Here is a 22,824-nt window from a genome sequence, read left to right on the forward strand (position 1 = left end):
CCTCCCGGTGGCCGACCGTCAACTCTGTTGACTCGGACGGCCGTTCGCGGGAACGGGGAGCGGGTGTCGTACGCCGCGAACCTCGGCGGGCGCGGCCGACGGGCGGTAGCCTCGTACGTCGGACGGCCGGGCCCGCTGCATGATCACCAGAGCCGGGAGGAGCCCAAGGTGAACGACTGGCGGATCTACCGCGGAGTGGGTCAGCCGCACGACGGCATGCGACGGTTGCCGGCGCCGCCGCCCTGGCGAGACTTCGCCGGCTCCCGGGACGGCGCGGACAGCGGCCCGGAGGATCCCAGCAGCGCCCGCCGGCTCGGCGTGCGACGCCGTCTGGTCGAGAACTACGCGCCCCGGCCGGCCGAGGTCGACGCGGTCAACGCGGCCCTCTACCTGCGTCGGCCCCTGCTGGTCACCGGCAACCCGGGAACCGGCAAGTCGACCCTGGCGTACGCGATCGCCCATGAACTCGGCCTGGGCAAGGTGCTGCGCTGGCCCGTCGTCAGCCGCACCACCCTCCAGGACGGGCTGTACCGGTACGACGCCATAGCCCGGCTCCAGGACGTCCAGCTGGAGCGCGCCGGCGGGGACGACCGCGGTGCCGCGGCCTCCGGGATCGGTTCCTACATCCGCCTCGGACCGCTCGGCACCGCGCTCCTGCCCGCCGAGCGGCCCCGCGTCCTGCTCATCGACGAGCTGGACAAGAGCGACCTCGACCTGCCCAACGACCTGCTGAACACCCTGGAGGAAGGCGAGTTCTCGGTCCCCGAGCTGGAACGGCTGGCCGACCGGGAACCCGTCGTCGAGGTGCTCACGCACGACGGCGACCGGGTGGCCGTGCGCGGCGGGCGCGTCGCGTGCACCGCGTTCCCGGTGATCGTGATGACCTCCAACGGCGAACGCGACTTCCCCGCCCCGCTGCTGCGCCGCTGCGTCCAGCTCGAACTGGACCCGCCCGGCGAGGAGCAGCTCACCGCCATGGTCGAGGCACACCTCGGCACGGACGGCGTCGCCGCAGGCAGCGATCTCATCCGCCGCTTCCTGGAGCGGGAACCCGGCGAGGTGCTCGCCGCCGACCAGCTCCTGAACGCCCTGTTCCTCACGCAGCACGATCCGCACGCGCAGGGCCTCACCCGGGAGCGGATCGCCGAGATGCTGATGCAACCGCTCGACCGTACGAGGTGAGAGGCGGATGCCGGGGATGCGCCTGGACGAGCTGATCGGCAAGCTGCGCCAGGGCGGGCTCCAGCCGACCGCCGAGGACATGGCCGACGCGCTCTGGCTGGCCCGGCGGCTGGGCGGGGCCGCGCCCGGTGACCCCGACGGCACGTCCGGCACAGGCCCCGACGGCCCGCCCGGCTCTTCCGGTACCCCGGGTTCCTCCGGAACGGACGGCGCGTCCGGTCCGGGGACGCGGGACGTACCGCCGGACGGCCCCGGCGGCCCGCAGGCGCCCCGCGCGGACGCGCCCGCCCCCGCCGTCCCGCTGCACACCCCGAGCCCTGCCCCCTGCGTCCGGGCCGACGGCGACCCCGCGGCCTTCCCGGTCCGCGCCCCCGCCGCCGGCGCCCTGCCCGGACTGCTCGGCCTGCAGAAGGCACTGCGTGCCCTCGGCCGCTACCGCACCGCCTCCGCACGCGGCCGGGACGAGCGGATCGACGAGGCGGCCACCGCGGACCGGGCCGCCGCCAGCGGCATCCTGCTCCCCGTCACGCGGCCCGGCCGCCACCGGCGCTGCGACGTCCAGCTGCTCATGGACACCGGGCCCGCCATGGCCGTCTGGGGCGAGATGGTCGAGGAACTGCGCCAGGCCTGCCAGCAGTCCGGCGCGTTCGCCTCCGTCCGCGTCCACCAGCTGTACGCCGACGGCTCCGGAGCCCCCTTGGTCGGTACGACCGTCGGTCCGGGCCGGCGCACCCGGCTGCGGCCCGCCGACGAGCTGCACGACCCCAGCGGGCGCCGGCTCACCTTCGTCATCAGCGACTGCGTCGGCCCCCTGTGGCAGAACGGCACCGCGCAGCGCCTGCTGCACGGCTGGCCGCGCACCGCCCCGCTGGCCGTGGTCCAGCCGCTGCCGCCCCGCCTGTGGGGCCGTACCGCGCTGCCCGCCGAGCCGGGGCTGCTGGTCCGCACCGGAGAGTCCGGCGGGCGCCTCGACTTCCTGCCCGAGGACGAGCCGTGGGAGGAGGCGGAGGAACCACCGCCGGGTGCGCGGCCCGTGCCGGTGCTCCAGCCCACCCCGGAGGCGTTCGCGGCCTTCGCCCGGCTGCTCGCCGGCACCGGGCCGACCCGCGAGCACGCCTGGGCCGGCTTCGCCCACCCCGCCACCGCACCGGGATACGTCTCGGCCGCACCGCCGGCGCGCAGCGAGGAGGAGCTGCTGCGCGCCTTCCGCGCCGGCGCCTCGCCCGGCGCCCTCCGGCTCGCCGTCTACCTCGCCGCCGCGCCCCTCACCCTGCCCGTGATGCGGCTGGTCCAGCGGGCCATGCTGCCCGACACCGGTCCCATGGAACTGGCCGAGGTGCTGCTCGGCGGACTGCTGCGGCAACTGCCCGGCACCGAGGAGCAGCCCTGCTTCGCGTACTCGCCGCGCATGCAGGACCTGCTGCTGTCCTCCCTCGACCAGGACGCCGCCGGGCTCGTCCTCAAGCACTGCTCGGCCTATGTGGAACGGCACTTCGGCAAGGGCACCCGCAACTTCGCCGCCCTGGCCGCGGCCCGGCTCGCCGACCACGACCCGGACGCCGGTACGGCGCGCTCCGCCGAGGACGGCGGTGCGCGGGACGGCGGCGGCAGCGTGGAGGCCGAGCTGTTCGCCCGCATCCCCGCGCGCGTGCTGCGGTTCTACCTGCCGGACCTGGTCACCCCCGACCCGCTGACCGAGGCCGAGCGGCTGCTCGACCGGTGGCGGCGGCTGGCCGACCCGGAGATGCTCCGCCGGGCCCGGGAACAGGCCCGCGTCGCCACGGCGGGCACGGGTGCCGGCGTTCCCGGTCCCATGGCCCGGGCGCGGCTGGTCCTCGGCCGCGTGCTGCGCGCGGAGGCCGGTACGGCGGGTGCGCGGGCCGAGGGGCGGCGCGCCGGGCTGCTGCGGGAGGCGGCGGCCGAACTCGCCGGCGCGTACGAGGCGGCTCCCGCCGACAGCCGGGAGCGGGCGGAAGCGGCTCTGGAGCTTGCCTCGTGCCGACGCGAGCTGTGGCAGCTGACGGCCGGACGGGACCATCTGACGGAAGCGCTCGGTGCCCTGGACGGCGAGGTCCCGCCCTGGCCCCGTGTCACCGCCGTCGCCCGCGACTGGCGTCCCGACCTCGGGGTGCCCGAGGGCGCGATCCCGGGTGACGGCAGCCCCGGTGACGGCAGCTCTGGTGACGGCGGGTCCGGTTCCGGCGGGTCCGGTGACGCCGGGCTCGTTGACGGGGCGTCCGGTGGTGGCGGGTCCGGTTACGCCGGGGGCGGTGACGGCGGCTCCGGTGACAGGGGGACCGGCCGCGGTGGTCCCGGTGGCGGCGGGGTCGCCTACGCCGGTGTCGGTGACAGCGAGGTCGGCCAGGGTGGCCCCGGTGACCCCGGAGGCACGTACGGCCGTACCGGTGACGGTGGTTCCGGACACGACCCCGGCGGCACGGACACCGTCGTACCCGCCGCCGCTGCCCCGGAGCCGTTCCCCGCGAGGCGGGGCGGCGTGCCCTGGGAGGTGACCGCCCACCGGGCCCGGCTGCTGCTGCGCGGGCGGGTGCTGCTCGATCTGCGGCGTCCCGGTGCCGCCGTGCCCGAACTGCGGGAGGGCTGCGCGGTGCTGGCGCGGGAGCGGGTGCCCGACGCCGTACGGGGGCCCGCGCTGCTCGATCTCGCGCGGGCACTGCGGGGGGCCGGGGCCGAGGACGCCGAGACCCGGCGGGCGCTCGGCGAGGCGCTGGAGGCCGCCGGGGACGATCCGGATCTGCTGCTGCCGTGCCTGGCCGCGCTGGCCGCGTTCCACGACGCGGCCGGGGAGACCGGGGAGGCCGACGCGGCGTACGAGCGGGCCGCGCTGCTCGCCCCCGCCGACGGCCCGCTGCGCGTCCAGCTCCTCACCGCCTGGGGCGAGTCGCTGCTGCGGCGGGCCTCCGCCGGTGACGGGGCCGGGGTGGTGGACCGGGCCGAGTACGTGCTGCGCGAGGCGCTGAAGTCGCTGCCCGCCCGGTCCGCGCACCGCGGCCGGCTCCAGGGCCTGGTCGGCAGCGCGCTCGCCCAGCGCTTCCGCCACGTCGGCTTCCTGCCCGACCTGTTCGAGAGCCGGCATCTGCTCGGCCAGGCGGTGCGCGCTGCGACCGACGCGGCCGTACGGGCCGAGGTCTGGCTCCAGTTGGGCCGGGTGCGGCTGGAGGGCTGGTACCACGCGGGCGCGCCGGTGCTGCTGGAGGCGTTGCAGGCGTACGAGAACGCCGAGCGGGAGGCGGAGGCGGCCCACGGCGGCGACCCCGGCTCGGTGACGGCCGCCCGCGCCCGGCACGGCTGCGGAGCGGTGCTGGCGCTGATGGGACGGCCCGGCGCGGCCCGTGGCGCGTTCCGGGCGGCCCTGGAGCAGTGGCAGCGGCTCGTCGGGGCGCTGCGCGAGGTCGACTGGGCCGATGTCGAGCTGACCCGGCGGGCGGAACGGCGACCGCCGCCCGAGGACGCCCGGTCGCTGCCGGAGCCGGACTGGCGGGAGACGGCCCCGCCGTGGTGGCCGTGGGCCCAGGAGTGGGCCGACGCGCGCGAACTTGACCGGAGTTGAACCGTCCAGGGTTTCTGGTTCCGGCCTGTCGGGAAGAAGTGGGCAGCCACTGCGGCTGTGCGGGGCGGGCGTAGGGCAGGGAGGAGCCGAGGGTGGGGGAGCTTAGGACACGGGGGGCCGGCCTCGGCGAGGACGCCGAAGAGGCCGTGTTCCCACCCGACCTCACCGACGTCGACCTGCGGACACTGCGTGCCATGGACGATCCGGCGGTGCTCGCGGCGGTCGCCGGGGTGCTCGCCGACCCGGACGGGCTGCGCCGGGTCTGGTACACCACCGGCGGGGACGACGAGATCATGCCGGGCCGGCCCGGGCATGCGTTTTCGGCCGGTCCCGCGCGGCAGCCCTTACGCGGCCAGGACACCGTGGCATGACCCCGGGAGCCGTGGGACCCCTGGGGGACATACGGCCGGCCGCTCCGGCCGCCCCCGCTTCCGGACCGGTCCCGCCCGAGATCCTCCACGCCCTGGCCCGCACCCGGCCGCTGCCCGCCGCCACCGCGGCCCTGCACGCCGCCCTGCACGCCCGGCGGATGCTGCTGCTGAAGTCCCTCCTGGTCCGCTTCGACCGCGTGCGCGGCACCCTGCCCGCGGCGGTACGGCGGCGCTTCGAGGACGACTGGGCGCTGTTGGAGCGGGCCGAGCGGTCCGACGCCCCGGCCGTCCGCGCCGTCCTCGACTATCCGACGACCGGTGCCTGGCTGGCCACGGCGCTCGCCGCGCCCGACGGCCCGGAGTTCGCCGAGGGTCTCGCCGGACTGGGCGCGGTGGCCGTCGCCGCCGCCCTGCGCGCCGGCTGCCGCTTCACCACCACCCGCGTGCTGCCCGCCGGCACCCTGCCGCTGCCCGGTGTCGGGCTGCTGCGCTGCGCCCGGGGCCGGGCCCGGCTCAGCGGCCGGTCCGGAGCCCTGCGCATCACCGACGGTGCGGGCCAGACGCTGCTGCTGCCCGGGGCCGCCCCGGCCGGACCCGGCACCCGGTGGACCGCCGACGGCACCCTGGCCTGGTCGGCGCTGCACACCCTGCCCGGCGGCACCGCCGTACTCGACGACGTCGACCCCCACCGGGTGCCCCCGGGCGGCATAGGGCCGGCGGCGCTGCCCGCGGCCGAGCGGCCGTACTCCGACCCCGCCGCGTGGGCCGCCCGCTGGCGCGACGCGCACGCCCTGCTGGCCACCACGCACCCCGCCCGGACCGCCGAGACCCTGGCGCTGGTGCGTGCCGTCGTCCCGCTGGCGCCGTCGGCGGACGGCGGACCGCCGCTGAGCGCCACCGTGCGGACCGCGCCCGGCGCCGTGCTGGCCCAGCTGCCGGCCGACCGGCGGGAGCTGGCCGAACTGCTGGTGCACGAGACGCACCACACCAAGCTGGCCGTGCTGGACGAACTGGTCCCGCTGTGGCGGCCCGGCGGCAGCCTGCACCGGGTGGGCTGGCGGCGGGACCCGCGCCCGGTGCCGGGCGTCCTCCAGGGCGCGTACGCCCACCTGGCGCTGCTCGACCTGTGGTGGCGGGCCCGCACCGGACCCGCCTGGGTGTGGCGGCGGCGCGCCGCCGAACGGTTCGAGGCGTGCCGGGAGCAGGTCGCCGAGGCCTTGTCCGTGCTGACGGAGTCCGATGAACTGACCCCGGACGGACGGGAGTTCGTCCGGCACATGGGCAGCCACCACGCGCGCCTCGCGGGGGGCGCCCGCGCGCCGGGCTGACGCTCCGTCCACGGTCTATTGCGTTACGTTATGCGTGCGGCAGCCCAGGAGACCGGCGGCCGCGGTGGAAGCAGGGAGCGGCGATGGCGGAACAGCGGCGGCCGGGCACGAACGGTGCGGCGGCACCCGAGCACGTGCTCGTGGTCTTCCCGGGGTACTACCGCTCGTGGGCGGCATGGATCGCGCAGTGCCTGGAGCGGCACGGGCACCGGGCCACCCTGCAACGCTGGGACCCGCCGCGCGAGGTCGCGCTGGAGGACTCGCTCGGCGATCTGCTGCTGGCCAGCGGGAAGGTGCTGCTGGTCCTCAACGACTGGTTCTTCGAACTCGGCCCCCGCCCGCCGGGCGAGTGGAACGACGCACTGCGCGGCTTCGTCGCCGCCCACGCCGACCGGTTCGCGGCCGTCAACCTCACCAACCGGCCGCTGCTGCCCGCCACCGCCGTCCTGGAACCGGCCAGCCTGTGGGCGCTGAGCGAGGAGGCCGCCGAGGACCGCTTGCTGCGCCGCCTCGGCCTGGAACCGCTCACCCGCCCCCGGGCGCTCGCCGGCCGGATCCGCTACCCGGACGAGCGCTGCGAGATCTGGGGCGAGGTGCCGCGCCGCAACCCGCGCTTCACCGGCCGCGACGACCTGCTGGGCGAACTCCACCAGCGGCTCGCCGACGCCGAGCGCGGCGCCGCCGCCTGCACGCTCGTCGGCATGTCCGGCATCGGCAAGACCCAGCTCGCCGCCGAGTACGCCCACCGCTTCAGCACCGACTACGACCTGGTGTGGTGGGTCAACAGCGACGACCGCACCATCCAGCGCGACCGCCTCGGTGAACTCGCCGTCGAACTCGGGCTGCGCATCGGCAGCGAGCCCGGCGAACGCATCCGCGCGGTCCGCAACGCGCTCCGGCGCGGGGAGCCGTACGGGAACTGGCTGCTGGTCTTCGACGGCTGGGACGACATCGACGGCGTGACCTCGCTGCTCCCGCAGGGCACCGGGCACGTGCTGATCACCTCCCGCAACCGGGGCTGGAACGAGCACACGGACGTCCTGGAGATCCCGGCGTTCCTGCGCCCCGAGTCCACCGCCTACCTGATGCGCCGCGCCCCGCACATCAGCGCCCGCGAGGCCGACGAGGTGGCCGCCGAGTTCGGGGACGTGCCGCTGCCGCTGGTGCAGGCCGCGTCCTGGCTCGGCGAGTCCGGCATGGAGGCGGCCGAGTACCTGCGGATGGTGCGTGAACGGCGGCTGTCCACCGTCGACGAGCCCGTCACCGGCGAGGGCTTCCCGCAGTCCTCCCTCACCTCCTGGGCCATACTGCTCAACCGGCTGCGCCGCTCCCAGCCGCAGGCCATCGAGGTGCTCGGCCTGTGCACCTCCTTCGCCCCCGGACGCATCCCGCTCGGCCTCATCCGCGCCTACCCGCGCGCCGAGCTGCCCGAGGAACTGCGCTGGATGTCCACCGACCTGCCCGCCTGGACCCGGGCCCTGGACACCCTCGTCAACTACTCGGTGCTCACCCGTGAGACCCGCGGCCCGCTGGCCGCCGAGATGGGCCCGCACCAGGAGTCGGTGCACATGCACCGGCTCGTCCACGACATCGTCTCCAAGCTGACCGGCGACGGCAGTCACGAACTGCACCGGCGGGCGGTGCGCACCCTGCTCGCCGAGGCCGACCCCGGCAATCCCGCCGACAGCCGCAACTGGCCGCGCTACGCCGAGCTGCTGCCCCACCTGGAACCCTCCGGCGCCCTGGAGAGCCGGCAGCCGCGCGTGCAGGAGCTGGTCCTGAACTGCCTGCGGTACTGCACCCGGAGCGGCGAGTACAGCGGCGGCCTGGAACTGGCGCAGCAGGTGCGCGAGCACTGGTCGCGGTTCATGGACCCGATCGACCAGCCGATGCTCGACCTGGCCACCCAGGAGGGCAACATGCTCCGCAACAGCGGCCGGTTCCGCGAGGTGTACGAGTTGCACCGGGGCGTGCTGAAACAGCTCCAGGCCGCGCCCCGGCGCAACGAGATCGGCGAACTCGTCAGCAAGAGCGCCATCGCCTCCGGTCTGCGCTCCCTGGGCCGCTACCAGGAGGCGTACGACCTCCAGCGCGAGGTCCTGGAGGGCAACGAACGGCTCCTCGGCCCGGACGAGCCGCCCACCCTGGTCGCCCGGCACAACCTCGGCGTCACGCTGCGCATGCTGGGCCGGTACGCCGAGGCGCTCGACCTCGACCTGGAGACCCTGGCCCGGCGCGAGAGCGTGCTGCGCGCCCGGCACATCAACACGCTGCACTCCGGCAACGCGGTCACCCACAGCCTCCGCCTGCTCGGCCGCTACCGCGAGGCGCTGGCCCGTCAGGAGCCCGTCGTACGGCTCCATGTGCAGGTGCTCGGCCCGCAGCATCCGCAGACCCTCGAAGCCCGCTCCCAGCTGGCCATGTGCCGGCGCCGGGAGGGCGGTCACGGGCCGGACGTGGGGCCCGGCATGGCCGGCCTGCTGGAGCAGCTCATGCAGCTGCACGGCCGGGAGCACTACCGCACGCTGGCGTTCCTCACCAACTACGGCAACTACCTGCGGGAACACGGCGATCTCAGTCAGGCCCGCGACCTCATCGACGAGGCCGAGGCCGGCTACCGGTCGCTGCTCGGCCCCGCGCATCCCGTGGCCACCGGCATGCTGTCCAACACCGGGCTGGTGATGCAGGCGGCGGGTGAGCGGGGCGAGGCCCTGTCCATGTTCGAGTCCGCCCTCGCCGGCCTCGGCGCCACGCTCGGCCCGGACCACCCCTGGGTCCTGGGCTGCGCCCTCAACGCGGCCGGCGCGCGCAACTTCAACGGCCGCATCGAGGACGCGGTGGAACTGAGCCGCGACACCGTGCGCCGGTCCCGGCACACCCTGGGCCACGAGCACCCCCTCACGCTGTCGTGCCAGGTCGCCCTGGCCGCGGACCTGAGGGCGGCACACGAGCAGGAGGAGGCCGGAAAGCTGGAGGAGGACGCCCTCCTGTCCCTCACCCGCACCCTGGGCGCCCAGCACCCCCACACCCTCTCGGCCCGCCAACGGGTCCGCCCCTACTGGGACTTCGAGGCGTACCTGGGCTGAAGCGCCCGGGCGGGGCGCAGGGCTGTCGAACAGGCGAAGGGCCCGGTGCCGAGCAAGAACTCGGCACCGGGCCCTCATACGCGGCGAACCGCCGGAGGCCTACGCCTCGAACACCTCACGCACCAACTGCTCCTGCTCCGCCTGGTGCCGCTTCGCGGAGCCGACCGCCGGGGACGAGGAGTGCGGACGCGAGATGCGCCGCAGGCGCTCGCCGTGCGGGACGTCCGCGCCGACCGCCAGGTCCAGGTGGTCGATCAGGTTGAGCGCGATGAACGGCCACGCACCCTGGTTCGCCGGCTCCTCCTGCGCCCACAGGTACTTCTCGGCGTTCGGGTACTTGTTGACCTCCGCCTGGAGCTCCTCACCCGGCAGCGGGTACAGCCGCTCGATGCGGATGATCGCCGTGTCGGTCACACCGCGCTTCTGCCGCTCGGCCTCCAGGTCGTAGTAGACCTTGCCGGCGCAGAAGACGACCTTGCGCACCGCGGCCGGGTCGACCGTGCTGTCGCCGATGACCGGACGGAACTCGCCCGTGGTGAACTCCTCCGCCTTCGAGGCCGCGGCCTTCAGGCGCAGCATCGACTTCGGGGTGAAGACGACCAGCGGCTTGTGGTGCGGGTTGTGCACCTGCCACCGCAGGAGGTGGAAGTAGTTCGACGGCGAGGTCGGCATGGCGACCGTCATGTTGTTCTGCGCGCACAGCTGGAGGAACCGCTCGGGACGCGCGGACGAGTGGTCCGGGCCCTGGCCCTCGTAGCCGTGGGGGAGGAGCAGCACGACGCCGGAGGTCTGGTTCCACTTCTGCTCCGCCGACGAGATGAACTCGTCCACGACCGTCTGCGCGCCGTTGACGAAGTCGCCGAACTGCGCCTCCCACATCACGAGCGCGTCGGGGCGGGCCAGCGAGTAGCCGTACTCGAAGCCCATCGCCGCGTACTCGGAGAGCAGCGAGTTGTAGACGTTCAGCCGGGCCTGGTCCTCGGAGAGGTACTGCAGCGGGGTGTACTCCTCGCCGGTCTCCCGGTCGATCAGCACCGCGTGGCGCTGGCCGAAGGTGCCGCGCTGGGAGTCCTGGCCCGCGAGGCGGACCGGGGTGCCCTCCAGCAGCAGGGAGCCGATGGCCAGGGTCTCGCCCATGCCCCAGTCGATCGTGCCGTCCTCGACCATCGCCGCCCGGCGCTGCAGCTGCGGCTGGAGGCGGGGGTGGACGGTGATGTGGTCGGGGATGTTGACCTGGGACTCGGCGATCCGCTTGACGACCTCCGAGGAGACCGCGGTCGGGACCGCGACCGGGAAGCCGTCCTGGGGCGCCTGGACGTCACCGGCGGCCGGCTGGGAGGTGGCCTCGCGGACCTCGGTGAAGACCTTCTCCAGCTGGCCCTGGTAGTCCTGGAGGGCCTGCTCGGCCTCTTCCAGGGTGATGTCGCCGCGACCGATCAGGGACTCGGTGTAGAGCTTGCGCACCGAGCGCTTCTTGTCGATCAGGTCGTACATCAGCGGCTGGGTGAAGGCCGGGTTGTCCGACTCGTTGTGACCGCGGCGGCGGTAGCAGATGAGGTCGATCACCACGTCCTTGTTGAACGCCTGGCGGAACTCGAAGGCGAGCCGCGCCACGCGGACGACGGCCTCGGGGTCGTCGCCGTTCACGTGGAAGATCGGGGCCTCGATCATGCGCGCCACGTCCGTCGCGTACATCGACGAACGCGAGGACTCGGGCGCGGCCGTGAAGCCGACCTGGTTGTTGATGACGATGTGGACCGTGCCGCCCGTGCGGTAGCCGCGCAGCTGCGACATGTTCAGGGTCTCGGCCACCACGCCCTGGCCCGCGAAGGCCGCGTCGCCGTGGATCGCCACCGGCAGGACGGTGAAGTCCGTGCCGCCCTTGTTGATGATGTCCTGCTTGGCGCGGGCGACGCCCTCCAGGACCGGGTCGACCGCCTCCAGGTGCGAGGGGTTCGCGACCAGGGAGACCTTGATCTGCTCGCCGTCCAGGCCGGTGAAGGTGCCCTCGGCGCCCAGGTGGTACTTCACGTCACCGGAGCCGTGCATCGACTTCGGGTCGAGGTTGCCCTCGAACTCACGGAAGATCTGCGCGTACGACTTGCCGACGATGTTGGCCAGCACGTTGAGGCGGCCGCGGTGGGCCATGCCGATGACGACCTCGTCGAGCCGCGACTCGGCGGCGGAGTCGATGACCGCGTCGAGCAGCGGGATGACGGACTCGCCGCCCTCCAGCGAGAACCGCTTCTGGCCGACGTACTTGGTCTGCAGGAAGGTCTCGAAGGCCTCCGCCGCGTTCAGCCGGCGCAGGATGCGCAGCTGCTCCTCGCGCTCCATCTTGGAGTGCGGGCGCTCCACGCGGTCCTGGATCCACTTGCGCTGCTTGGGGTCCTGGATGTGCATGAACTCGATGCCGGTGGTGCGGCAGTACGAGTCGCGGAGCACGCCGAGGATGTCGCGCAGCTTCATCATCGACTTGCCGGCGAAGCCGCCGACGGCGAACTCGCGCTCCAGGTCCCACAGGGTGAGGCCGTGCTCGACGATGTCCAGGTCGGGGTGCTTGCGCTGCTTGTACTCCAGCGGGTCGGTGTCGGCCATGACGTGGCCGCGGACCCGGTAGGAGTGGATCAGCTCGAAGACGCGGGCGGCCTTGGTGACGTCGTCGTCGTGGCTGGCGTCGATGTCCTTGAGCCAGCGGACCGGCTCGTAGGGGATGCGCAGCGCCTCGAAGATGTCGTCGTAGAAGCCGTTCTCGCCGAGCAGCAGGTTGGCGACCTGGCGGAGGAACTCGCCGGAGGCGGCGCCCTGGATGACCCGGTGGTCGTAGGTCGACGTGAGCGTCATGACCTTCGAGATGCCGAGCTTGTTCAGGGTGTCCTGGCTGGTGCCCTGGAACTCCGCCGGGTAGTCCATGGAGCCGACGCCCATGATCACGGACTGGCCGGGCATGAGGCGCGGCACGGAGTGGACGGTGCCGAGGCCGCCGGGGTTGGTCAGGGAGACCGTGACGCCGGTGAAGTCGTCCATCGTCAGCTTGCCGTCGCGGGCGCGGCGGACGATGTCCTCGTAGGCCTGCCAGAACTCGAAGAAGTTCAGCGTCTCGGCCTTCTTGATGGCGGCCACGACGAGCTGGCGGTCACCGTTCGGCTTGACCAGGTCGATGGCCAGGCCGAGGTTGACGTGCGGCGGCTTGACGAGGGTCGGCTTGCCGTCCTTCTCGCCGAACGACCAGTTCATCGACGGCATGGCCTTGATGGCCTGCACCATCGCGAAGCCGATCAGGTGCGTGAAGGAGATCTTCCCGCCCCGGGCGCGCTTCAGGTGGTTGTTGATGACGATGCGGTTGTCGAACAGCAGCTTCACCGGGACGGCGCGGACCGAGGTGGCGGTCGGCAGCTCCAGGGAGGCGTTCATGTTCTTGGCGACGGCGGCGGCCGGGCCGCGCAGCGTGATCAGCTCCGGGCCCTCGGGGGCCTCGGCGGGCTTCGCCTTGGGCTGAGCGGGCGCCTGTGCGGGCTGCGCCGGCCTGGCCGGGGCGGGGGCCTTCGCCGCGGGGGCCGCGGCCGGGGCCGGGGCCTGGGCGGGAGCGGCGGGCTTCGCAGCCGCGGGGGCGGCCGGGGCGGCGGCCTGGGGGGCCGGGGCCGCGGGCCGGGCCTGCGGGGCCGTGGTGGGGGTCTCTGCGGCCCCCGTGGCCGCAGTACCCGCCGGAGCCGGGGTGGCAGGAGCACCCGGCTTGTAATCGGCGAAGAAGTCCCACCAGGCGCGGTCTACCGAATTCGGGTCCTGGAGGTACTGCTGATAGATCTCGTCGACGAGCCACTCGTTCGGACCGAACGCTGCGGCGGGGTTCTTCCCGGCTTGGTCGTCGGTGGAGATGCTCGAGTTACTGGGGGACTGTGGCGACACGGCGGCAACCGCCCTCTTCCGCTTCACAAGGTGATGGACAGCGGGAATAAAGGCTACGCCTCCCGGGGCGGGAAGGTCAGGTCGAGCAAGGTCATCGTCGCGTAAGTCACATCAAGAATCTTGTTTCAGGGCTTGAAATGGCGGGAAACAAGCGTGGTTCCGCATGTCGCAGGGTGTGCGGGCGCGGGCCCTGCGCGTCTTCGTTCGACGGGTGCCCGGGCCTGCCGCGATCACACGTGTCCAGCCGCGCGGACCGGCGGCGACCGACGTGGATCTTGTGGTTCCGCTCGGACTTTACGTCAACTTGGTGAGGAAGTCAGTCCCGGAAGAGTGACGATGATCCGGCAGCCCCGCTCGGATTCGGCCACACCGATCCGGCCGCCGTGCAGATCCACCGCCCACCGGGCGATCGCCAGGCCCAGCCCCGTACCGCCGTCGCTGCCCGGACCGTGCGGCCGGGTCACCGCACCGCGGTTGAACCGCTCGAACACCCGGTGCCACTCCGACCGGGGGATGCCGGGGCCCTCGTCCAGGACCTCCAGCTCCAGCGACTCCGGCTGCGGCCCGCGCCGCGCCCGTACGGTCACCCGGCCGTGCGGCGGGCTGTGCTTGACCGCGTTGTCGATCAGGTTCGCGACGACCTGGTGGATGCGCTCCGGGTCCGCGTGCGCGGTCAGCTCCGGCGGGGAGACGTCCAGGTGCAGATGGACGTCCGTGCGCGTGTGGCTGCCGGAGCCCGTGGCCATGCCCGCGCGCGCGGAGGCGACCATGTTGGCCTCCTTCAGCACGCCGGACAGGTACGGCCACACCTCGAACCGCCGCAGCTTCAGCGGTACGACACCGTTGTCGAGCCGGGACAGGTCCAGCAGGGTCTCCACCAGGCGGCCGAGCCGCTCGGTCTGCTTCAGGGCCGTCCGCATGGTCTCCGGGTCGGCCTCGGTGACCCCGTCGACGATGTTTTCCAGCACCGCGCGCAGCCCGGCGATCGGGGTGCGCAGCTCGTGCGAGACGTTCGCGACGAGCTCCTTGCGCTGGTTGTCCTGGGCCTCCAGCTCGTCGGCCATGACGTTGATCGTCTGGGCCAGGTCGCCGAGCTCGTCCCGGCGGTTCTCCCGCACCCGGCGGGTGTAGTCGCCCTCGGAGATGGACCGGGCCACCGCGTTCATCTCGTCCAGCGGCATGGTGAGCGAGTGCGCCACGAACTGCGTGATCAGCAGGGTGGCGATCATCGAGAAGACCGTGATGAAGCGCAGCTCCGTCTTGGTGTGCACCGCCACGATCGACAGACCCGTGGTGATCAGCACCGAGATGACGACCAGCACACCCAGCTTGGTCTTGATCGAGAACGGGCGCACGCCGCCCCAGGGGTCCTCGCCGAGGGTCCCGGGGCTCCTCCGTGCGGTCTGGCGCCCGCCGTCGCTCATGGGGTCGGCGTCTCCAGCGCGTAGCCCACGCCGTGCACCGTGCGGATGCGCTCCGCGCCGATCTTCCGCCGCAGCGCCTTGATGTGGCTGTCGACCGTGCGGGTGCCGGAGGCGTCCGCCCAGTCCCACACCTCGGCCAGCAGCTGCTCCCGGGAGAGCACCGCGCGCGGGGTGTTCGCCAGGCACACCAGCAGGTCGAACTCGGTGGGCGTCAGGTGGACGTCCTCCGACTTCACCCGGACCCGGCGCTGCGCGTGGTCGATCTCCAGCTCGCCGAGCCGCAGGATGCCGGAGCGCGGGGTGGTGGCGGCCAGCGCGGCCCGCTCCACCCGGCGCAGCAGCACGTGCACGCGTGCGGCCAGCTCCCGCATCGAGAACGGCTTGGTCATGTAGTCGTCGGCGCCCACGCCGAGCCCGACCAGCATGTCGGTCTCGTCGTCACGCGCGGTCAGCATCAGCACCGGCACCGGCCGCTGCGCCTGCACCCGCCGGCACACTTCGAGCCCGTCGAAGCCCGGCAGCATGATGTCGAGGATCAGCAGATCGGGCTGCCATGCCTCGGCGGTGTCGACCGCGGCCGGACCGTCGGCCGCCGTTTGCACCAGAAACCCCTCGGCGCGGAGCCGGGCCGCGATGGCGTCGACGATCGTGGGGTCGTCCTCGACGACCAGCACCCGGCGCTGTGCGCCCGGGGTGGTCGTCGCCGCGCCGCTCTGGGAGGTGTGTGTCTGCTCCATCGCCCGCCCCTGTTGTTGCTTTCCGGAATCAGTGGGGTGATCCCATGTCTGCGTTTGACGCTTGAATGATCGGCGTCAGGGCAGCACATTACGGTGACCGACCGCGCTGTCGCTATCCAGGTCGGACGGCGAGGTGGATGGCGTCCGGAACGCCCCGGGCAACCGGCACCTCTTCGGTACGCACCTGCTGGAACCCGGCATTCCGCAAGCTTCCTTCAAATTCCGGAGAGGGTTCGGCCGACCACACCGCCAGCACCCCGCCAGGCCTCAACACCCGTGCGCAGGCGGCGAGTCCGGCCGGTGAGTAGAGGCTGTCGTTGTCCTCGGTGACGGTCCAGCCGGGCCCGTTGTCGATGTCGAGGCACAGCGCGTCGAACGTGTCCGATGTCTCATTGACGTACCGCACGAGATCCGCTTCCACGATCGCGGTGCGCGGATCGGCGAGCGCGCCGGCGGACAGTCCGGCCAGCGGCCCGTCCCGGTGCCAGTCGATGACGGCGGGTTCCCGCTCCACCACGGTGATCCGCCCCCACCGCGGATCGGCGGCGGCGTGTGCGAGCGAGAAGCCGACGCCCAGCCCGCCGATCAGCACCTCGGGCGCGGGCCGCCCGTCCAGCGCGGCGCGGGCCGCGTCGACCAGCAGCCGCTCCGAGCGGCCGTCCGAGGTGTCCATCAGGAAGCAGCCGTTGGCGATGATCTGCAGCAGCGCACCGTGTCGGCGCAGCACCACCTCGCCGTACGGGCCGTCGCGTCGGTCCAGGACCACGGGAGTGTCGTACACGGCAGTCATGACCCCATCCTGCTTGAACGGAGCCTGTCGTTCACGGGAATTGCGCTCGACGCCCACGGACGGGTGGTCCGCGCCGGGGTCGGAGCGGGCCGCCGGGTGAGAGGTGGCTGTGAATCCGCTCCCGGGTGGCGTCGGTCATAGACAGCGCCACGCGGAGCGCGAAGGGTGGGGCGCGACGGAAGGAGCGCCTCACCGTGGAACGCAGCACGACGGGCCCCACGCCGGACGCGTACCCGCCCGCGCCGGGCACGCCCCTTCCCGACGGCACGGCCGCCGCCGCGGCCCCGGTCCTCGCGGGCCTGCTGGACGGCATGCCCCGCCAGCGCGCCGCCGCGTCCGGGGCGGCCCCCGCCGCCGCGCACCCCACCCCGCTTCCGCGCCGGCCCCTGCCCCGCCCGTGGCGCCTGCTGCCGACCCCCGCCGGCACCCCGTTCACCTTCGCCTACGCCACCGTCCTGGCCGTCACCTCCCTGATCGCGGCCCACGCCGACCCCGGACTGGTGCACGCGCTCCAGCAGGGCTCCAGCACCGACGTGGCCCATCTGGTGCGCACGCCCGTGCTCGTGCTGCTGGCGAGCGCGCTGTGGGTCGCGGGCGGGATCCTCTCGCCGTACACGGTCGCGTTCCTGCTGGTGCTCACGGCGCTGGAGCGGCGGACAGGCGGAGCGCCGGCCGCCTGCGTCTTCCTGGCCGGCCATGTCCTGGCCACCCTCGCCACCGAGGTCCCGGTGGGCCTCGCCGTCCTGCTGGGCCACCTGCCCGACACCTCGCTGCACCGCCTCGACTACGGCGTCAGCTTCGGCGTGGCCGCGAGCACCGGCGCCCTGACGGGCCTTCTCCGCCCGTGGCTGCGCTGGCCGTTGCTGGCCCTGGCGGCCGGCGGGCTGCTGAGCGACCTGCTGGCCTACGCGGACCCGCTGACGAACTGGGGTCATGTCATCGCCCTCGCGGTCGGTGTCGCGGCCTGGCCCCTGGCCCGGCGCCGGCAGCGGCCGGCTCACGGGGGCGGGGACCGCGCGAGCACCCCGACGCACCCGCACCCGCGCGCGTTTCCGCAGCTCATCCCCTTGGGCGTACGTGATCGCTCACAGCGAACAGAGCCCCGGGAACAATAGACCCCGCCAGAACATTGAGTCGGCATAGCTCAAGTTGACTGCCGAAGGGGAGATCATGGCTGCTGAGTCACCGGCGTTCACGCTGAACCTGCCCGTGCTGCCGCTCGACGACGAGGTCGTGCTGCCCGGCATGGTGGTCCCGCTGGACCTGAGCGACGCCGAGGTGCGGGCCGCGGTGGAGGCCGCTCAGGCCGCCGCCCGCTCCGAACCCGGAAAGCCCAAGGTGCTGCTGGTGCCACGCATCGACGGCACGTACGCCAAGACCGGCGTCCTCGGCACGGTGGAACAGGTCGGCCGGCTCGCCGACGGTGACCCGGGGGCCCTGATCCGCGGACGCAGCCGCGTCCGCATCGGCGCCGGCACCACCGGCCCGGGCGCCGCGCTCTGGGTCGAGGGCGCCCGTGTCGAGGAGACCGTTCCCGAGCCGCTGCCGGGCCAGGTCGCGGAACTGGTCAAGGAGTACAAGGCGCTCGCCACCACCTGGCTGAAGAAGCGCGGTGCCTGGCAGGTCGTGGACCGCGTCCAGGCCATCGACGACGTGTCGGCACTGGCCGACAACTCCGGCTACTCGCCGTTCCTGACGACCGAGCAGAAGGTCGAACTGCTGGAGACCGCCGACCCGGTGGCCCGGCTCAAGCTCGCCACGCAGCAGCTGCGCGACCACCTCGCGGAGCAGGACGTGGCCGAGACCATCGCCAAGGACGTCCAGGAAGGCGTCGACAAGCAGCAGCGCGAGTTCCTGCTGCGCCGTCAGCTGGAGGCCGTCCGCAAGGAACTGCGCGAGCTCAACGGCGAGAAGGAGGGCGAGGAGTCCGACGACTACCGCGCCCGCGTCGAGGCCGCCGACCTGCCGGAGAAGGTCCGCGAGGCCGCCCTCAAGGAGGTCGACAAGCTGGAGCGCGCCTCCGATCAGTCGCCCGAGGGCTCCTGGATCCGCACCTGGCTGGACACCGTCCTGGAGATGCCGTGGAACGAGCGGACCGAGGACGAGTACGACATCCAGGGCGCCAAGGCCGTGCTGGACGCCGAGCACGCGGGCCTGGACGACGTGAAGGAACGCATCACCGAGTACCTGGCCGTGCGCAAGCGGCGCGGCGAGCGGGGCCTGGGCGTCATCGGCGGGCGGCGCGGCGGTGCCGTGCTCGCGCTCGTCGGCCCGCCCGGTGTCGGCAAGACCTCGCTGGGCGAGTCCGTGGCACACGCCATGGGCCGCAAGTTCGTCCGTGTCGCCCTCGGCGGCGTCCGTGACGAGGCCGAGATCCGCGGTCACCGCCGTACGTACGTCGGCGCGCTGCCCGGCCGGATCGTGCGCGCGATCAAGGAAGCCGGGTCCATGAACCCGGTGGTCCTGCTGGACGAGATCGACAAGGTGGGCTCCGACTTCCGGGGCGACCCGGCCGCCGCCCTCCTCGAAGTGCTCGACCCGGCCCAGAACCACACCTTCCGGGACCACTACCTGGAGGTCGAGCTGGACCTGTCCGACGTGGTCTTCCTCGCCACCGCCAACGTCCTGGAGGCCATCCCGGAGGCGCTCGCCGACCGTATGGAGATCGTCCGCCTGGACGGGTACACCGAGGACGAGAAGGTCGTCATCGCCCGGGACCACCTGCTCCCGCGCCAGCTGGAGCGGGCCGGCCTGGACAAGGACGAGGTCACGCTGGACGAGAGCGCGCTGCGCAAGCTCGCCGGCGAGTACACGCGCGAGGCGGGCGTGCGGACCCTGGAGCGGTCCATCGCACGGCTGCTGCGGAAGATCGCGGCCCAGCACGAACTGGGCGAGCGCGAGCTGCCGTTCACCGTCACCGACGGCGATCTGCGCGGGCTGATCGGCCGGCCGCACCACGTGCCCGAGTCCGCCCAGGACCCGGCCGAGCGCCGTACGGCCGTCCCCGGTGTGGCGACCGGTCTCGCGGTCACCGGCGCCGGCGGCGACGTGCTCTTCGTGGAGGCGTCCCTGGCCGACCCGGAGACGGGTGGGGCGGGGCTGACCCTGACCGGTCAGCTGGGCGACGTGATGAAGGAGTCGGCGCAGATCGCGCTGAGCTTCCTGCGCAGCCACGGCGCCGAGCTGGAGCTGCCGGTGGCCGACCTGAAGGACCGGGGCGTGCACATCCACTTCCCGGCGGGCGCGGTGCCGAAGGACGGCCCGAGCGCGGGCATCACGATGACGACGGCCCTCGCCTCGCTGCTCTCCGGCCGCCTGGTCCGCACGGACGTCGCCATGACCGGCGAGGTCTCGCTGACCGGCCGGGTGCTGCCCATCGGCGGTGTGAAGCAGAAGCTGCTCGCCGCCCAGCGCGCCGGGGTGACCACCGTCATCATTCCCAAGCGCAACGAGCCCGACCTGGACGACGTCCCGGCCGAGGTGCTGGACAAGCTCGACGTCCACACCGTGACCGACGTCCGCCAGGTCCTGGAACTGGCGCTCGCGCCCGCCACGAGCGACGCGGCGCCGGAGGTTCCGGTAGCGGCGTGACGGACGCTGCCGGATGAGGCGAGGCCCGGGTCCCGTGAGGGAGGCCCGGGCCTTCGCCATGCCGCGGTGCGGCGCCGCCGGTCCGGGGCCCCGGTCCGGTGCGACGGACGTCGCCGGATGGGGGGAAGGCCCGGGTTCCCGTACCGTGCGGCCCCGGCCGGCCTGTGCCTGCGACCGACTCCCGGCGCTCCGTCCCACCGGAACCCCGGGCCGGCTCCCGAACCGCCCGCCGACCAGGGTCCCGGGTGCCGACCCGGCCCCTGACCGGTTGTCGAGCGACCGGCACCGGACCCCCGCCCCGCCGCACCCCCGGGTCAGAGCGCGGTCAGGGACTGCTCCGCCCACACCGTCTTGCCGATCCGGTCGTGCCGGGTGCCCCAGCGCTCGGCGAGCTGGGCGACCAGCAGCAGGCCGCGGCCGCCCTCGTCGAAGATCCGGGCCCGGCGCATGTGCGGGGTGGTGTCACTGGCGTCGTAGACCTCGCTGATCAGGGTCTTGCTCTGGCGGATCAGCCGGAGCCGGATGGGCGGGCGGCCGTAGCGGATGGCGTTGGTGACCAGCTCGCTGACCATCAGCTCGGTGGTGAACGCGGCCTCCTCCAGGCCCCACGCGGAGAGCTGGTCGGTGGCGTGCCGGCGGGCCAGGGAGACGACGGTGGGCTCGTCGGACAGTTCCCAGGAGGCGACCAGGTCCTCGTGCAGGGCCCGGGTGCGGGCCACCAGGAGGGCGATGTCGTCGTCGGGGCGGTGGCTGAGCAGATCGCCGAGAACCCGGTCGCACACCGCCTCCAGCGACTCGGCGGGCCGGCCGAGCGCGATGAACATCCTGTCCAGGGCCTCGTCGATGTCGTGGTCGCGGGCCTCCAGCAGCCCGTCCGTGTAGAGCGCGAGCAGGCTGCCCTCGGGCAGTTCCGTCTCCATCGCCTCGAAGGGCAGCCCGCCGAGCCCGAGCGGCGGTCCCGCGGGCACGTCGAGGAAGCGGACCATGCCGTCCGGGGTCACCACGGCGGGCGGCGGATGCCCGGCCCGGGCCACGGAGCAGCGGCGCGAGACCGGGTCGTAGACGGCGTACAGGCAGGTGGTGCCGATGCCGCCGGCGGTGTCGGCGCCCGGGTCCGCGCTGCCCTCCTCGGCGGCCAGCCGCAGCACCAGGTCGTCCAGGTGGGTGAGCAGCTCGTCGGCGGGCAGATCGACGTCGGCCAGGGTGCGTATCGCCGTGCGCAGCCGGCCCATGGTGGCGGAGGCCCGGATGCCGTGGCCCACCACGTCACCCACGACGAGCGCCACCCGCGCCCCGGACAGCGGGATCACGTCGAACCAGTCGCCGCCCACGCCGGCCCGGGTCGCGGCCGGCAGATAGCGGGTGGCGATCTCCAGGGCCCCCTGGTCGGGCACCGTGTGCGGGAGCAGGCTGCGCTGGAGGGCCACGGTGGTGGTGCGGGGCCGGGCGCAGCCGCGGGCCTGCTCCATGCCGGCGGCCGCCTTGACGGTGAACTCCTCGGCGAGCCGCAGGTCCTCCGGTCCGAAGGGCCCCCGCTCCCCGTGCCGGCCGAACAGGGCCACGCCGAGCGTGCTGCCCTGGGCGAGCAGCGGGACCGCCAGCAGGGAGCGCGTCCCGGACGTGCGCAGCCAGGAGGCGCCCGGGTCCAGCGCCGCCCAGTCGGCCACGGCCGGGTCCGCCATGGCGTACAGCATCGGGCGGGCCGCCGCCAGACACCGGGCGGGCGGCGAGTCCGCCGGGCAGACGATCACCTCGCCGACCCCCGCACCGACACCGCTCCCGGCGCCGCTGCCGTGGCCGCGCCCACCGGCCTCCGGTACCGCGCGCAGGGCGGCGCGGCGCAGGACCACCCGTTCCGGCGGCCGGCCGGCGGCCTCGGCGGTGGTCCACGGCGAGTCCAGCAGGTCCACCGCCATGAGGTCGGCCAGCCGGGGGACCGTGACCTCGCCGAGCTCCTGCGCGGCGCGGGCCTGGTCCGCCGCCGTGCCGACGGGCGCGGCGGACCCGCCCGGGGCGCGCGCCCCACCGGCGGTCTGCTGGGCCGGCTCCGGCACGGACAGGCAGACGGCCCGCACCCGGCCGTCGGCGTCCTTCAGCGGGGTGAGGACGATGGCCCGGCCGAGGTCCGGGCCGATCCGGCCGCGCGTCTCCTGGGGCCTGCCGCGCTCCAGCGCCCGCCGCATCGACCGGGCGGCCTCCTCGCTCGCGGCCCCGGGCGCGATGTGGGTGAGGCGCAGTCCGCGCATCGCCGTCTCGGGCAGGGCGAGGGCGTGTTCCATCCGGCGGTTGGCGCGCACCAGGCGCAGGTCCGCGTCGAAGATGGCCAGCGGAAAGGGGGACTGGAGGAACGTCCACTCCTCCAGCGGTTCGCCGCGCGGCGGCTGCGTGCGGGCCGTCACCGCGCTCACCACGAGCCAGTCGGTGGCGCCGGTGCGCGAGGTCCGGCGGTGGGCCAGCACGCCCAGTTCCAGGAGCCTGCCGTCCTGGTGGCGCAGCGGGACGGTGCCGTTCCAGCGGGTCCGGCCGGCCAGTGCCCGCCGGACCGCCGCGGCGTCGGCGGCGAGCAGCGCGGTGGCGGGCCGGCCGACCACCGCCGGGGAGTCGTAGCCGAGCAGCCGCCGCGCGCCCTCGCTCCAGCCGGTGAGGACGCCCTGCTCATCGATGGTGGCCGTGGCCGTGTACGTCGACTGTCGCTCCATCGCCGCTCATCTCGCCCTAGCTCGGCAGGCTCTCCTGACCAGCATGATCCCGGGCGGCGCGGAGCACCAACGCAACGCGGCGCGCACGGTGGCCCCTGCCGTCCGCAGGGGCCACCGCGGAGCCGTCAGCCGTCGGCTG

The 22,824-nt window shown here is 73.9% G+C and carries 12 protein-coding genes; 7 read left to right on the forward strand and 5 right to left on the reverse strand.

Going from position 1 to position 22,824, the window contains the following annotated elements:
• Positions 1-168 precede the first annotated feature (168 nt).
• From C3492_RS16625 to fxsT, 5 genes are all read left to right on the forward strand, one after another.
• Positions 169-1,182, forward strand: a complete 1,014-nt coding sequence (locus C3492_RS16625) for a MoxR family ATPase (RefSeq protein WP_103812665.1) — start codon at positions 169-171, stop codon at positions 1,180-1,182.
• 7 nt (positions 1,183-1,189) lie between these two features.
• Positions 1,190-4,753, forward strand: coding sequence for an SAV_2336 N-terminal domain-related protein (locus C3492_RS16630; RefSeq protein ID WP_103812542.1), 3,564 nt, complete (start codon positions 1,190-1,192; stop codon positions 4,751-4,753).
• A gap of 92 nt (positions 4,754-4,845) precedes the next feature.
• Positions 4,846-5,124 (forward strand): hypothetical protein, encoded by a 279-nt coding sequence (locus tag C3492_RS16635; protein WP_258055737.1) that lies wholly within the window; start codon positions 4,846-4,848, stop codon positions 5,122-5,124.
• Positions 5,121-6,452 carry an HEXXH motif-containing putative peptide modification protein gene (locus C3492_RS16640; RefSeq protein WP_103812543.1) on the forward strand — a complete coding sequence of 444 codons (1,332 nt, stop codon included), beginning with the start codon at positions 5,121-5,123 and terminating at the stop codon, positions 6,450-6,452. Before C3492_RS16635 ends, C3492_RS16640 begins: the two co-directional genes overlap by 4 nt.
• Before the next feature lie 83 nt (positions 6,453-6,535).
• On the forward strand, positions 6,536-9,538 hold the full coding sequence (gene fxsT / locus C3492_RS16645) for an FxSxx-COOH system tetratricopeptide repeat protein (RefSeq protein WP_103812544.1): 3,003 nt from the start codon (positions 6,536-6,538) through the stop codon (positions 9,536-9,538).
• Positions 9,539-9,637: 99 nt separating this feature from the next.
• Here the strand turns inward: fxsT and C3492_RS16650 are convergent, their stop codons facing one another.
• The 4 genes from C3492_RS16650 to C3492_RS16665 form a co-directional block, all read right to left on the reverse strand.
• On the reverse strand, positions 9,638-13,444 hold the full coding sequence (locus C3492_RS16650; RefSeq protein ID WP_103812545.1) for a multifunctional oxoglutarate decarboxylase/oxoglutarate dehydrogenase thiamine pyrophosphate-binding subunit/dihydrolipoyllysine-residue succinyltransferase subunit: 3,807 nt from the start codon (positions 13,442-13,444) through the stop codon (positions 9,638-9,640).
• 299 nt (positions 13,445-13,743) lie between these two features.
• Positions 13,744-14,868, reverse strand: a complete 1,125-nt coding sequence (locus C3492_RS16655) for an ATP-binding protein (RefSeq protein ID WP_103812546.1) — start codon at positions 14,866-14,868, stop codon at positions 13,744-13,746.
• Positions 14,865-15,605, reverse strand: a complete 741-nt coding sequence (locus C3492_RS16660; RefSeq protein WP_014674952.1) for a response regulator transcription factor — start codon at positions 15,603-15,605, stop codon at positions 14,865-14,867. The genes C3492_RS16655 and C3492_RS16660 overlap by 4 nt, the downstream gene beginning before the upstream one ends.
• A 112-nt stretch (positions 15,606-15,717) precedes the next feature.
• Positions 15,718-16,395 (reverse strand): spermidine synthase, encoded by a 678-nt coding sequence (locus C3492_RS16665; protein WP_103812547.1) that lies wholly within the window; start codon positions 16,393-16,395, stop codon positions 15,718-15,720.
• A gap of 194 nt (positions 16,396-16,589) precedes the next feature.
• Here C3492_RS16665 and C3492_RS16670 point away from each other — a divergent pair, with 194 nt between their 5' ends.
• A complete protein-coding gene (locus C3492_RS16670; protein ID WP_103812548.1) occupies positions 16,590-17,510 on the forward strand; it encodes a rhomboid-like protein in 921 nt (306 codons plus the stop codon).
• Between the two features lie 55 nt (positions 17,511-17,565).
• A complete protein-coding gene (gene lon, locus C3492_RS16675) occupies positions 17,566-19,986 on the forward strand; it encodes an endopeptidase La (RefSeq protein WP_103812549.1) in 2,421 nt (806 codons plus the stop codon).
• A 314-nt stretch (positions 19,987-20,300) separates the two neighbouring features.
• Here lon and C3492_RS16680 read toward each other — a convergent pair whose 3' ends face one another.
• The gene (locus C3492_RS16680; RefSeq protein WP_103812550.1) at positions 20,301-22,685 is read right to left on the reverse strand and encodes a SpoIIE family protein phosphatase; all 2,385 of its coding nucleotides are present in this window, start codon (positions 22,683-22,685) and stop codon (positions 20,301-20,303) included.
• Positions 22,686-22,824 lie beyond the last annotated feature (139 nt).

Origin of the sequence: Streptomyces sp. Ru62, from assembly GCF_002920615.1 — a bacterium.
Taxonomy (GTDB): Bacteria; Actinomycetota; Actinomycetes; order Streptomycetales; family Streptomycetaceae; genus Streptomyces.

What these genes read in the sequence shown, in the direction of transcription:
- C3492_RS16630 (WP_103812542.1), top strand. Translation starts at nt 1,190, where the DNA reads ATGCCGGGGATGCGCCTGGACGAGCTGATCGGCAAGCTGCGCCAGGGC.
- C3492_RS16640 (WP_103812543.1), top strand. Translation starts at nt 5,121, where the DNA reads ATGACCCCGGGAGCCGTGGGACCCCTGGGGGACATACGGCCGGCCGCT.
- fxsT (WP_103812544.1), top strand. Translation starts at nt 6,536, where the DNA reads ATGGCGGAACAGCGGCGGCCGGGCACGAACGGTGCGGCGGCACCCGAG.
- C3492_RS16655 (WP_103812546.1), bottom strand. Translation starts at nt 14,868, where the DNA reads ATGAGCGACGGCGGGCGCCAGACCGCACGGAGGAGCCCCGGGACCCTC.
- C3492_RS16660 (WP_014674952.1), bottom strand. Translation starts at nt 15,605, where the DNA reads ATGGAGCAGACACACACCTCCCAGAGCGGCGCGGCGACGACCACCCCG.
- C3492_RS16665 (WP_103812547.1), bottom strand. Translation starts at nt 16,395, where the DNA reads ATGACTGCCGTGTACGACACTCCCGTGGTCCTGGACCGACGCGACGGC.
- lon (WP_103812549.1), top strand. Translation starts at nt 17,566, where the DNA reads ATGGCTGCTGAGTCACCGGCGTTCACGCTGAACCTGCCCGTGCTGCCG.
- C3492_RS16680 (WP_103812550.1), bottom strand. Translation starts at nt 22,685, where the DNA reads ATGGAGCGACAGTCGACGTACACGGCCACGGCCACCATCGATGAGCAG.